Origin of the sequence: Pseudomonas syringae group sp. J254-4 (assembly GCF_032586855.1) — a bacterium.
In the GTDB taxonomy this organism is placed as follows: Bacteria; Pseudomonadota; Gammaproteobacteria; order Pseudomonadales; family Pseudomonadaceae; genus Aquipseudomonas; species Aquipseudomonas amygdali.
The window spans coordinates 60,566-73,768 of the sequence record NZ_JAWHOO010000001.1; the positions used below are offsets into that span (position 1 = coordinate 60,566).

The following is a 13,203-nucleotide window of genomic DNA, read 5'->3' on the forward strand; positions in this document are numbered from 1 at the left end:
GCTGACTGACGAGGCTGAAAGTAAGTTCAGTTCGGCTTATGGGGCCGGGTTGGGCTGAGCGGTATGAATGGCTTCGATACCGGCGATAACCTCATCGGACAGCGTGACGTCGATGCTCTCCAGATTGATCTTCAGCTGATCCAGTTTCGTGGCACCAATGATGTTGCTGGTTACGAACGGACGGCTGGTGACGTAGGCCAGCGCCATCTGCGAAGGGTCCAGGCCGTGTTCGCGGGCCAGCGCGACGTATTTGGCGGTGGCGCTGACCGCCTGCGGGTTGTTGTAGCGCTGGAAGCGCTCGAACAGGGTCAGGCGGCCATCGGCCGGACGTGCACCGTCCAGGTACTTGCCAGCCAACACACCGAACGCCAGTGGCGAATAGGCCAGCAAGCCGATCTGTTCGCGAATGGCGATCTCTGCCAGACCGACCTCAAAGGTGCGATTAAGCAGGTTGTAGGGGTTCTGGATCGAGACAGCACGCGGCAAGTCAAGGGTTTCGGCCAGGTGCAGAAAACGCTGGGTGCCCCACGGCGTTTCGTTGGACAGGCCAAAGTGGCGAATCTTGCCCGCCTTGACCAGATCGCCCAGTACCGACAGGGTTTCTTCGATTTCGACGGCCTGATCATCCGGGTCGTGGGTGTAACCGAGCACGCCGAAGAAGTTGGTCTTGCGATCCGGCCAGTGCAGCTGGTACAGGTCCAGATAATCGGTATTAAGACGCTTGAGGCTGGCTTCCAGCGCCGCAGTGATGTTCTTGCGGTCAAGCCGCGGATTGCCATCGCGGATATGATCCATGCGACCTGGACCGGCGACCTTGCTGGCCAGTACCCAGTCGTTGCGGTCAGCGTACTTCTTGAAGTACTCGCCGATGATGCTTTCGGTCTTGGTATACGTCTCGCCACGCGGCGGCACCGGGTACATTTCTGCCGTGTCGAGGAAGTTGACCTTGGCATCCTTGGCCATACGAATCTGTTCGAATGCTTCATCCTGGGTGTTCTGCTCGCCCCAGGTCATGGTGCCCAGACAGATCGCGCTGACCGACAGATCGGTTTTGCCCAATTTACGAAATTGCATCGATGTCTCCGTTTGATTCAAAAAGATACAGCTTGAAACAGGGCTCCCATAAAACGCCGACTGGTCATTGACTGCAACACTTTTTATCTAGCGATAGCCTTGCGCTTGCAGATCGAACAGCGCGGCGTAGCGCCCTGCCGCGGCAATCAGGCTGTCGTGATCACCGCGCTCCAGCACCCGCCCATGCTCCAGCACGACGATATGTTCGGCGTTGCGCACACTGGAAAAACGGTGGGAAATCAGCAGCGTCATGCGTCCCTTGGCGTACTCGCGAAAATGCTCGAATACCGCAGCTTCTGCCCCGGCATCCAGCGCGGCAGTGGGCTCATCGAGAATCAGAATATCGGCATCGCGACGCATGTAGGCGCGTGACAGCGCGATTTTCTGCCACTGCCCGCCGGACAGCTCCTGACCGCCTGCGAACCAGCGACCCAATTGTGTGGCGTAACCCTTGTCGAGCTGTTCGATAAACTGCGCTGCCATGCCTTGCGCAGCGGCTTCGCGCCAGCGGGTTTCGTCGTGAAAGGCCTGGGTATCGCCGACCCCGAGGTTTTCACCGACCAGAAACTGATAGCGAATGAAGTCCTGAAAAATCACGCCGATGCGTGAACGCAGGGCGTCTTCGTCCCATTCCTGCAAATCGCTGCCATCCAGCAGAATGCGTCCTTGGTCGGGCTGATAAAGGCGCGTCAGCAACTTGATCAGGGTGGTCTTCCCCGAGCCGTTCTCGCCCACCAGCGCCACGCTACGACCCGGTGCAAGATGCAGATCGATGTTTTCCAGTGCTGCGCGGCTGGTGCCAGGGTAAGTGAAGCTGACGTTCTCGAAACGCATGCCATCGCCGGGCAGTGCACCCTGGGTCAGGCTGCCAGCAGACGGCGTGACCGGCTGACCGAGGTAAATGTACAGGTCGGCGAGGTACAGCCCGTCCTCGTACAAACCACTGATCGCACTCAGGCTGCTGCTCACAGCGGCCTGCCCTTGCTTGAACAGCACCAGGTACATGGTCATCTGCCCCAGGGTAATACGCCCATGCACCGCATCGACCACCACCCAGGCGTACGCCAGATAGAACGAAGCAGTGCCCAGCAAGCCGAGCAGAAAGCCCCAGCCATCACGGCGCACGGTCAAGCGGCGGTCTTCGGCATACAACCGTTCAAAGGTGTCGCGATATCGTTTGAGCAGCAGCGGCGCGAAGCCGAACAGCTTGACCTCTTTGATGTAGCCCTCGTGGGAGAGCAGTGTTTCGATGTAGTTCTGCCGACGGGTTTCCGGAGCACGCCGGGTAAACAGGCGGAACGCGTCGCCGGAAAAATGCGCCTCGGCAAAGAACACCGGCAATGCGCCGAGCACCAGAATCAGCAACGCCCAGGGCGAGAAATGCACCAGCAGTACGGCAAAGCTGATCAGCGAAATGAGGTTTTGCAGCAATCCCAGGGATTTGGTCACCAGTGCCAGCGGCCGTGTCGAGGCTTCACGCCGGACGCGCACGAGCTTGTCGTAAAACTCCGAGTCTTCGAACTGCGACAGTGACAGGGTCTGGGCCTTCTCCAGAATCAACGTATTGACCTTCTGCCCCAGCAACACCCGCAACAGCGCCTGCTGCACCGACAGCCCGCGTTGCGCACCGGCCAGCAGGGCCAGTACACCGGCCTCAAGCAACACATAACGCAACACCGGCCATAAAGGAGCCTCGCCAGTGCTGGCATGCAGTTGCATGGCACTGACCACCGCATCGACAATCCGCTGCCCCAGCCAGGCGGCCAGCGCGGGCAGCAAGCCTGCCACCAGCGTGGCAACGATCAAGCCAACGGAGAGCGCTCGGGACGTGGTCCAGACCAGATGCATGGCCCGTAAGGCCTGCTGCATGAACGACGTGAAGCGTTTGAAAACCGGCATACGTTAAAAAATCCTGAAGAGCCTTACATATAGGGGGCAGTTCACTGAAGCGCTCATCGTTATACACAAAGCCTTGAGATGACTATCGTGCCAATGCTCCGCGTTGGCATGCAGTTCGTGACGCTCTGCGTCGCACATCTTCAGTCTGGTGAAACAGCAGGCGTAACCGGAGCTCAGGCCTGCATCTCGTACGGCCTGAATCAGGTGTCAAGGCTCTAATGTGTGACGCGGAGCGTCACGAACTGCATTACCACGCGGAGCGTGGTAACGATAATCGATGTGTGATCGCTTATTCCGGACTCACCCTCACTTCGGTGCGCGCTGTACGCAGCGTTCGCGGCGGTCGTCGACGCGCTCGGCGAACCAGGCGGTGGTCAGGTTGCGGGTGATTTTCGGGCTTTTCAGGGTGATGCCGGGCAGGATGGCTCTTGGCAAGGGCTTGCCTGCTGCCTTGTCCGCCAGTGCAAACACCTTGCTGTACAGATCGGTCTCTTCGAACTCCAGGGTATCGCCCTGCTTGAGCTGGTTCCATATCTGTGACTTGTTCATGCCCAGCCGGTCAGCCAGGGTTCGCACTGCCAGCTCGGTGGAGCCTGGCGAGGTGGAGTCGAAACGAATCAGATCGCCATCCAGCGCCAGCTCGATGCCGGTCGCACGACTCACCGCGTTCTGAAACGCGGCATTGCGACTGGCGTACCAACCGGCATTGAAATCGGCAAAGCGGTACAGGGACTGGGTGTAGTTCACCGGGTAACCCAGTAGATGAGCGATGCCGAAATACATGCCGCCACGGCGAGTAAAGACTTCGCGTCGGATCGAGCCATCCACCGTGTAGGGATAATCTTCCGCATGCTTCTCGGCAAAGGCGATGCTTACCTGCATCGGGCCGCCGGTCTTGACCGGGTTGAAATTGCCGAACAGTGCCTGGCCCAGCGGTACCATGCCGATGAAATCATCAAAGATCGCGCTGAGGTCTTTCTCTGTGCGGGCTGAATCGAGGCGTTTGCCATAGGTCTTGCCGTCTGGTGAACGTACGCGCAATGCAGTGGCTATCAACGCATTGGGGATATGCAAGCGCGCCGCGCGGCGGTTTATTTCGGCACGGGCAATGCGGCCCATGTCCGGCACCGCAGGGTCGACCTGAAAGGTTGACTCCTGTTCGGTCACAGCCAATACCGAGCACAGGTTTTCGGTGGTCATCGGAATTTTCTGCGCGGCAAATGCGGCATGGATATCTGTTGCCCAAGCCTGCCGATCCGTAACAGTGGCAGGCATCAGGCGCACGATCTGCGCACGCGCCTGTTCCGGGCTCAGTTCAGGTTCCTGCACACGCTGAGTGCCACAACCTGCCAGCACCAGCAGCCCGACGCTCAGCATGAGCGATTTGCTTAGCCTTCGATTCAATCCATGACTCCTGCCAGGTTCGCGATTTACCGCACCGTTCACTTCAGAAGGCTTTAAAACACCGACCAGTCGATCCTCGCGCTGAGTTTTTCCAGCGCAGCCATACCGACAAGGGAATTGCCCGCCGCGTTCAACTCCGGAGACCACACACAGACCGAAGCGCGCTCCGGCACAATCGCAACGATACCACCCCCTACTCCGCTCTTACCTGGCAGGCCGACGCGATAGGCAAAGTTACCGGCTTCATCGTAAAGACCGCTGGTGGCCATGATCGAATTGACCTGAGTGGCCTGGCGCGCGGTGAGTATCTGCTCGCCACTGTGAGTGCAGAAGCCCTGATTGGCCAGAAAACCGAACGCCTTGGCCAGATCAATGCAATTCATGCTCAGCGCGCAATGGTGGAAATAGCTGCGCAGCACGTCTTCCACATCGCCATGAAAATTGTCGAATGACTTCATCAGATAGGCCGCTGCGGCGTTGCGCGAACGGTGCTGGTATTCGGATTCCGCAACTTTGGAATCGGAGGTGATCGCCCGGTTGCCGCACAGGCGTCGAACGAAGTCACGCATTGACAGCGACGGTGCCGCAAACCGTGCCTGATTGATGTCGCAGATCACCAGCGCGCCGGCGTTGATGAACGGGTTGCGCGGCCTGCCCCGTTCGAATTCCAGCTGCACCAGCGAGTTGAACGGCTGGCCGGAGGGCTCGTGCCCCAGGCGCTGCCAGATGTCCTCACCGGAGTGCCCGATGGCCTGCACCAGGCTGAACACCTTGGAAATACTCTGTATCGAAAACTGCGTTTCGGCATCACCGGCGCTGAACACCTGGCCGTCGTTGCCGTACACCGCAATGCCCAGTTGATCAGGCCGCACCCCGCCCAGCGCCGGAATGTAATCGGCCACCTTGCCCTGACCAAGCAAGGGTCTTACTTCATCGAGGATTTCGTTCAGCAGGTCTTGCATGTGTGCGCCCCATGTTTTGGCTGCGCACACTACACCAACCCCAGGCGCCTCGCATCACTGTGTTGCAGGCTCAGTCCCGGTAATCGGTGCCGCTACGCTCCAGCTCGCGGATCAGCGCATTCCAGTGTCGGGCGACACCCGGACCATTACCGTCCTTGATGGCCTTGGCCTGCTCTTCCACTTTGGCGATGACCTCCCGGGGCGGAAACACCAGCTCTGCGTTGCCGGCAGACTGCGCTGCAATCTGGATATTGCAGGCGTACTCGAGGGCATGCAGCTGCTGGAATGCGTGCTCTACACTCACCCCGCCGGTGAGCAAGCCGTGATTGCGCAGGATCATCACGCTCTTGTCACCCAGGTCCGCGACCAGTCGTTCACGCTCGCTCAGGTCCAGCGCAATGCCTTCGTAACCGTGATAGGCCACGCGCCCGGAGAAGGCAATGGAGTGCTGGGAGATCGGCAGCAATCCGTCCTTTTGCGCCGACACTGCGATACCGTCACGGGTGTGGGTGTGCAGCACCGCTTGCAGGTCATGGCGCGCAGCGTGAATGGCACTGTGAATCACGTAACCGGCGTAGTTGATACCCAGCCCTGTCGGGTCATCGACAATCGTGCCGTCGATGTCGACCTTGACCAGATTGGATGCGGTGATTTCATCGAACAACAGGCCAAACGCGTTGATCAGAAAGTGCTCGTCCGGCCCCGGTACCCGCGCCGAGAAGTGTGTATAGATATGGTCGGTCCAGCGCTTGAGCGCGGCCAGCCGATAGGCCGCCGCCAACTTGACCCGGACTTCCCATTCCTGCGGCGAAACCCTGTCACGCACACTGCCGCCACCCGACGGCGTAGTACCTGGCTGGAGTGGCAAAGCGCTGACGTTGCTCATAATGTTGCTCCTTGGTGACTGCTGACTGGCCAGCCAGACTAGGCGCATTACAAATCAATTAAAAATTACATTTACTTCTAAGCTAATTATAAAAAATAAGAATATTAAAAATGACTGCCATACAGGTTTCCCAAGCGCATCAGGCGGTCTATTGATATTCGGTAAGGTTATTTAAATAAATTTTTATATAGCGATATGCTCCAGAAAATTCCGTTTCCGTTTTGGAGCCATGCATGTCAAAACCTGTCCTGTTTCTACCCCGTTTCAGCCGCCTGGCAGCGGCCATCGGGCTTGGTGCTGCGCTGTTGACCGGAACGCTGGTTGCGCCCGCCAGCGCACAGGCTGAAGGCGAAATTCGCATTGCCGAGCAGTTCGGCATCGTCTACCTGCTGCTAAACGTGGTGCGCGATCAACAATTGATCGAGAAACACGGCAAGCAAGACGGCCTGGAGATCAAGGTGGACTGGACCCAACTGTCCGGAGGTTCGGCGGTCAACGATGCCCTGCTGTCAGGCTCCATTGATGTTGCCGGTGCCGGGGTTGGCCCGTTGCTGACCATCTGGGACCGCACCAAGGACAGGCAGAACGTCAAGGCGGTCGCGTCGCTGGGCAACTTCCCCTATTACCTGGTGAGCAATAACCCCAACGTCAAAACCATCGCCGACTTCACCGAAAAGGACCGCATCGCGGTGCCGGCAGTCAGTGTTTCAGTGCAGTCACGCTACCTGCAGTTCGCCGCCGCGAAACTCTGGGGCGACAAGGAATACGCACGCCTGGACAAGTACACCTTGAGCCTGCCGCACCCGGACGCCGCCGCCAGCCTGATCGCTGGCGGCACCGAGTTGACCGGGCACTTTTCCAACCCGCCTTATCAGGATCAGGAACTGAAAAACCCCAACGTGCATGTAGTGCTCAACACCTATGACCTGCTGGGGCCTAACTCTCCCACCGTACTGTTCGCCACCGAGAAATTTCGCAACGAAAACCCGAAAACCTACAAGGCCTTCATTGAAGCGCTGGCCGAGGCAGAAGCGTTCGTCAGTAAAGACATTGGTGCTGCCGCCGACATCTACCTGCGCGTCACCAAGGCGAAGATCGACCGTGCCGAACTGTTGAAGATCATTGATCAGCCGGAGTTTCAATTCACCATCACGCCGAAGAACACCTACCCGCTGGCCGAGTTTCTGTACCGCGTCGGCGCGATCAAGAACAAGCCAGCGTCGTGGAAGGATTACTTCTTTCAGGATGCCACCCCGTTGCAGGGCAGTTGAGAGTGAAACGCAGAGCATTTTTGTGACGCTCTGCGTCACACAGGTTCTGCGAGGTCAGATAGATTCAGATAAGACTCAAGTCCCCTTTTCGCCCCTCGGCGCCTCACTTTGAGGGACCAAAGTGAGCAAAGTCCTCGCTCCTGTTTCCGGCCCGACTTCGTCGGGTTCCTTCGCCCTGTCACTGATCCGGGGGCCGCCGCAACGGGCCATCCTTGGCCCGGTGCGGCTTGCTCGGCGTCCTGCCTCGCATCCCCCGGATCAGCGTCAGGACTCAGCCGTCACTAACGTCGCACTCTGCGTCGTCAGTGCCGTCGCGACAAAAAAGCGCTTTCATTTATGTGCAGTGACTACGGGCAAGACATGCCGTTGTGTTGCAGCACAGATATGACGCGAAGCGTCACGAGCTGTATGCCAACGCGCAGCATCGACATGAGAATCAGCGGCAAATTACCAGTTGTACGTCACCTTGCCGTAGTAAAACGCCCCGCTATACCCGTAAGGCGAGAACGTGCTGTAAGCCAGGTTGCCGCCGCTGGACGAGAAGTCGTTGAGCTTTTCGGGGTACTTGTCGGTGACGTTATCGCCGCCCAGGGTGAAGACCCAGTTCTTGAGTGTGTAGTCTACTGCGAGGTCCAGCAGCCACGCAGCGCTGAAGGTCTGATCGTTGACCTTGTCGGCCTGGTAGCTGGTGAACTCGCCGTAGCGAACCAGGTTGGAATGCAGTGCCCAGTTACCGAACGTCAGATCATTGCCCAGCGTCAGTTTGTGCTGCGGGGTGGTGTCACCCAGCAGACCGATACGCTCCCTGCGATCCACCCGAACCAGATTCACCCCTAACTGATCGAGAATCGCCGGGTTGGCTTTCACGTCGGTGACTTTAGTGTGGTTGTAGTTGTAGCCCACTGTGCTGTTCCAACGGACGCCGTTATCGAACTGGTAGCGGTAATTGGCGACCAGATCGACACCATCGGTGCTGGTGTCTGTGGCGTTGGTGAAATAGCGCGCGCTGGTGTAGTTGATATCACCCACGCCATTGCTGCGCAGGTAGTTGGTGGCCGTGTTGTTGAGCACCAGGTTAGAGGACAGCGAGATACGATCCTGAATATCGATGCGATAGACGTCGGCGGTCACAGTCAGGCTGTCCAGTGGCTGGAGCACCAGGCCCAGGCTGTAGTTGCGCGACTTTTCGGGCTTGAGGTCTTCGGCGCCTAACAGTTGCGCAACGTTACTGCCGGCCGGGAACGTGCCCGCTTCCTGAACAGTGTTGCCAATCAGTTGCGACGAGGTGAAGGTGAAATTCTGCTGCGCCAGTGAAGGTGCGCGGAAGCCTGTCGACACGCTGCCTCGCAAGGCCACCTGCGGGGTGAAGTCATAACGAGCAGAGAGCGAGCCGCTGACGTTGGAGCCAAAATCGCTGTAGTCCTCGTGGCGAACGGCAGCCGACACACCGAGCTTCTCGGTCAGGTTGGTTTCCACATCCAGATACTGGGCGAAGTTGTGTCGCGAGTAGCTGCCTGCATCGGCGGAACGGAAACCGCCCAGCCCGGAACTGCCGGTCTGAAAATACGACTCGGCCTGCCCTGCCTCGATCTGATAACCCTGGCGCAGGTATTCGGCGCCAAACGCGACCGACACCGGATAAGGCAGCCATGCCGCGCTGAATTCCCGCGACAGGTCGAAACTCAGTTGCTTCTGGTCGTTGGTCAGCGTGCCGTTATCGAAGGAGCGCGGCGTATTCAAGCCCAGTGACGTATTGATGGTTTTGGTGCGCAGTTCATAGGTATTTTTCCCGTAGTTGGCAGACACGTCGTAGTGCCAGTCATCCGCCAGTTCGCCGCGTAACCCCGCTACCAGCGAGGTGTCTTCCAGAGTGCCGTTAATCAGTGGCAGATAACCGTTGGGGTAAATTGCAGCGATATTGTTGGAGGCGTTGCTCGGCCGATAAAACGCGGCAGTTTCACCACGGCGCTTGCTGTAGCCCCCGAAGCTGTAGAACTCCGCTGCATCGTTGAAGCTGTACTCGGCGTTGTATTGCAACTTGCCCTCGTGGGTTTGCGGCTCACCCTGACGGAACACCTGCTGACCGTAAGTCGTGGAGCCTATGCTGGAAGTACGAAGATCATCACCGGCACGGTTGGTGTAGTCGTTGTTGGAGCCTTCACCCGACAGGTTCAACGTGCCGTTGTCGCCCAGCGCGAAACCCGTGTTACCGGACACCTGACGCTGAATCCCGTCGCCCTTCTTGTACTGTCCGTACTTGCTGGAAATCGACCCGCCATGATCGGCGCTCTTGAGGATGATGTTGATCACCCCGGCAATCGCATCGGAACCGTAACGCGCTGAAGCACCGTCGCGCAGCACTTCGATGTGGTCAATGGCAGACAGCGGAATGGCGTTCAGGTCGGCAGGTGCCGAACCGCGTCCCACCGCCCCACCCAGGTTGACGAAGGCCGATGTGTGGCGGCGCTTGCCATTGACCAGCACCAGCACCTGATCCGGCGACAGCCCGCGCAATTGCGCCGGCCGGGTCAGCTCGGCACCGTCCACCAGGCTGGGCCGCGGAAAGTTGATCGAAGGGATCAAGCGCGCCAGCACCGTGCCCAATTCGCTGGAGCCGGAACTGCGCAGGCTGTCACCGGAAATCACATCAATGGGCGACAGCGAGGCACTGGCCGTGCGCTCCTGCGCCCTGGTGCCGGTAACGATTACCGTGCCCAGGGTGGATGCGCTTTGGTTGTTTTGTTCATCTGTTGCCTGTGCAGCGTGAGCGCTTGCACTGATGCCTGCGACGCTCAGCAAATTGGCTGAAAAAATCGCCGTGGCCAATACACTCCGCTTGAAATTCCCCATACCACTACCCCTTGAAAATCCTTGATCCAGAAACTCTGTTCTGGTTACAACGAGCGATCCGTGCGGCGGACGGTAGCGATCATTACAGTGTCTGATTGGTGTTCCGGAGGTCCGATGCTTTATAGCTTAATGACATTGATTTAAATTTTTAAATATCAATAAAGAATAAGCATCTACATTTGTGTCCAGACTGAAAAATGCCTGAAACGCGGACAAAAAAAGGCCGCACCTGCCTGAGGATGCGGCCCAAAACTGATGAAGCTGATGGACGAAAAAGCGCTTATTTGGCAGTGATTACCGACAGCTTGGTGATACCTGCGCGTTCGATGGAAGCCATGGCTCGTGCCACTTCGCCGTAATTCACGCCATTGTCCGCCTGCAACTGCACGCGCACGTCAGGGGCCTTGTCCTTGGCCGCCTTGAGGCTGGTTTCCAACAGATCTGGTTGAATTTCATCCTTGTTGATGAACAGCTTGCCCTGCCCGTCGATACTCACCACCAGCGGGTCTTTCTGCTCCACTGGCGCAACCGATTCGGTCTTGGGCAGGTTGATCGGGATCGAGTTGGTCAGCAGCGGCGCGGTCACGATGAACACCACCAGCAGTACCAGCATCACGTCCACCAGCGGCGTGACGTTGATCTCGCTCAGCACTTCATCGGTATCTTGTGTGGAAAAAGCCATCTCAGGACGCCTCCTTCACTTTCTGCCCGGCCTGCCCGCCTGTAGCGCCAGACTTCAGGACCGGATGCAGCAACACGCGGAATGCACTCTTCTGCGCCAGGCTGTAGAAGTCGTGGGCAAAGTCATCCAGGTCAGCAGCGGTCAGCTTCAGGCGCCGCAGGAAGTAGTTGTAGACCAGCACCGCAGGCACGGCGACGGCGATGCCGACACCGGTTGCCACCAGCGCTGCGCCGATCGGACCAGCAACGGTTTCCAGGCTTGCCGAACCGGCAGCACTGATGCCCTTGAGCGCCGACATAATGCCCCAGACCGTACCGAACAGGCCGATAAACGGCGAGGTGCTGCCAATACTGGCGAGAATCGCCAGACCGGTCTCCAGCGAGCGGCGCTCCCGAACGATCTGCTGACGCAGGGCACGTTCAAGGCGGTCCTGATGGTTGATGGAATGACTGAGGTCGTTAGCCTGCGCGCCGTCCGGCACCTGAATGGCGGCGTAACCGGCCAGCGCAACACGAGCAGCAGCGCCGGGCTGTTCCTGGGCCAGTTGCGCGGCCGAATCCAGGCTCGATGCAGCCCAGAATTGCTTGTGGAACTTGCGGTCCTGGGACTTCAGGCGCGAGAACTGCACGCCCTTGAGCAAAGCAAGACCCCAAGTGGCAACGGAGAAGATCACCAGCAGCCAGATGACCGCGTGTTCGATGGATTCAAAAGGCGAAGCAAGTAGGTTCATGGCGCAGCTCTCTTTATGAACGAAGTCTGAACAAGGCATTGGGTGTATCGCGATGCGCCTTTGGTTCAGGTAGCTCGCCGGGTCAATCGAATGTCCTGGTTATTGGAACTTGAAACGTTATTTGATCTTGAAATCAATGGGCACGCTGACCCAGCCGTCCTGAGCGACATCGCCCTGCTTGGCGGGCACAAAGCTCCAGCGCTTCACCGCTGCCAGCGCTGCGTCATCCAATTGATCGCGGCCGCTGCTTTTCTGTATCTGAATCTCGCCGGGCTTGCCGCTGGCCAATACATGGACGCGCAACAGCACGGTGCCTTCCCAGCCGCGGCGCATTGCCAGCGACGGGTATTCCGGTGCCGGGTTGCGCAGATAGCCAGCGCTGGCAGAAGCCGGAGTTACCGGTTTTGGCGCGGGCGGTGCGGGAGCGGCAGGTGCAGCGACAGGTGGCACGGGCACCGGTGGGGCTGGTTGCTCGACCGGTTTTGCCACTGGCTTGACAACCGGTTTGACCACCGGCTTGGGCGGCTGCGGCTTGGGTTTTGGAATCGGTTTGGGCGGTGGCGGCTTGACGGCCAGTTCATCTTCGACCGGGGGCGGCGGCTCGACCACAGGCTGCACGACAGGCTCGGGCGGTGGTGGCGGCGTCTCCACAACCGGCGGCGCGGGCTGAGAGAACTCGATGGTCATCGGCGGAATTTCCGGCGGCACGACCGGCAATGCGGGTGTCGGGTTCTGGCTCAACCAGTAGATGACCGCGCCATGAAATACCAGCGCCAGTGCACCCAGCAGAATGGCTTCGCGTCGTCCGAGTATGGGTTTGGGGGTGCTTTGCAACCGCGATAACGCCAGAGGCGCACGGAAAGGACGCCCCAGATCGACCAGGTCGCCACTCGGCGTCTGGCGCCAGGGCACTTCATGTGCGCTGGCTGCGGTCTGGACATTGCCCATTGATACACTCCTGCATTTTCATGATAAAAATCCAGGTTCTGTTGGTATCAGTCACCTTTCCAAAGTTGATGTGGCAAGGCAATCATCGCTGAAAGAGGCTTGTTCCTGAAAAGAATATTTGGTTCGCCGGTTAGACTTTAAATGAATATATGAACCAGCGCATACCGTGATGCGAGAGCGTGAGGAACGATAACCTCAACTATCGTGCGACGCAGAGTTGTGATGCGGAGCGTCACGAGAGGCATTCCCACGCTGGAGCGTGAGGAACGATAGTCGTCAGGTAGATCAACTATCGTGCGACGCTCCGCGTCGCATGCCGTTCTGGACGCTCTGCGTCCTCTCTTGAATTGCAGTGCGGCGCAGAGTTGTGACGCGGAGCTTCACAAGAGGCATTCCCACGCTGGAGCGTGAGGAACGATGGTCGTCAGGTAGATCAACTATCGTGCGACGCTCCGCGTCGCATGCCGTTCTGGACGCTCTGCGTCCTCTCTTGAATT

At 58.5% G+C, this 13,203-nt stretch carries 10 protein-coding genes; 1 reads left to right on the forward strand and 9 read right to left on the reverse strand.

The window, feature by feature from the left end; translation table 11 throughout:
- Positions 1-36: 36 nt before the first annotated feature.
- The 5 genes from RYB09_RS00280 to RYB09_RS00300 form a co-directional block, all read right to left on the reverse strand.
- The gene (locus RYB09_RS00280; protein WP_058401124.1) at positions 37-1,074 is read right to left on the reverse strand and encodes an NADP(H)-dependent aldo-keto reductase; all 1,038 of its coding nucleotides are present in this window, start codon (positions 1,072-1,074) and stop codon (positions 37-39) included.
- 87 nt (positions 1,075-1,161) lie between these two features.
- Positions 1,162-2,973: an ABC transporter ATP-binding protein gene (locus RYB09_RS00285; protein ID WP_122258188.1), complete on the reverse strand. Its 1,812-nt coding sequence runs from the start codon at positions 2,971-2,973 to the stop codon at positions 1,162-1,164.
- 306 nt (positions 2,974-3,279) lie between these two features.
- Positions 3,280-4,350, reverse strand: a complete 1,071-nt coding sequence (locus tag RYB09_RS00290; protein ID WP_004658518.1) for a DUF1615 domain-containing protein — start codon at positions 4,348-4,350, stop codon at positions 3,280-3,282.
- Between the two features lie 80 nt (positions 4,351-4,430).
- The gene (glsB, locus tag RYB09_RS00295; protein ID WP_002553827.1) at positions 4,431-5,339 is read right to left on the reverse strand and encodes a glutaminase B; all 909 of its coding nucleotides are present in this window, start codon (positions 5,337-5,339) and stop codon (positions 4,431-4,433) included.
- Positions 5,340-5,409: 70 nt separating this feature from the next.
- On the reverse strand, positions 5,410-6,225 hold the full coding sequence (locus RYB09_RS00300) for a class II aldolase/adducin family protein (protein ID WP_002553828.1): 816 nt from the start codon (positions 6,223-6,225) through the stop codon (positions 5,410-5,412).
- A 233-nt stretch (positions 6,226-6,458) separates the two neighbouring features.
- Here RYB09_RS00300 and RYB09_RS00305 point away from each other — a divergent pair, with 233 nt between their 5' ends.
- Positions 6,459-7,496, forward strand: a complete 1,038-nt coding sequence (locus RYB09_RS00305) for an ABC transporter substrate-binding protein (RefSeq protein ID WP_122281157.1) — start codon at positions 6,459-6,461, stop codon at positions 7,494-7,496.
- A 447-nt stretch (positions 7,497-7,943) separates the two neighbouring features.
- On the opposite strand, the gene RYB09_RS00310 is transcribed toward RYB09_RS00305, so the two are convergent.
- The 4 genes from RYB09_RS00310 to RYB09_RS00325 form a co-directional block, all read right to left on the reverse strand.
- Positions 7,944-10,346, reverse strand: coding sequence for a TonB-dependent receptor plug domain-containing protein (locus RYB09_RS00310; protein WP_122281156.1), 2,403 nt, complete (start codon positions 10,344-10,346; stop codon positions 7,944-7,946).
- 280 nt (positions 10,347-10,626) lie between these two features.
- On the reverse strand, positions 10,627-11,028 hold the full coding sequence (locus tag RYB09_RS00315; RefSeq protein WP_002553831.1) for an ExbD/TolR family protein: 402 nt from the start codon (positions 11,026-11,028) through the stop codon (positions 10,627-10,629).
- 1 nt (position 11,029) lies between these two features.
- Complete coding sequence (locus RYB09_RS00320; RefSeq protein ID WP_057420663.1) at positions 11,030-11,758, reverse strand: MotA/TolQ/ExbB proton channel family protein; 729 nt, start codon at positions 11,756-11,758, stop codon at positions 11,030-11,032.
- A 117-nt stretch (positions 11,759-11,875) separates the two neighbouring features.
- Entirely contained in the window at positions 11,876-12,706 is an 831-nt protein-coding gene (locus tag RYB09_RS00325; RefSeq protein WP_122258185.1) for an energy transducer TonB, read from the reverse strand.
- Positions 12,707-13,203: the final 497 nt, after the last annotated feature.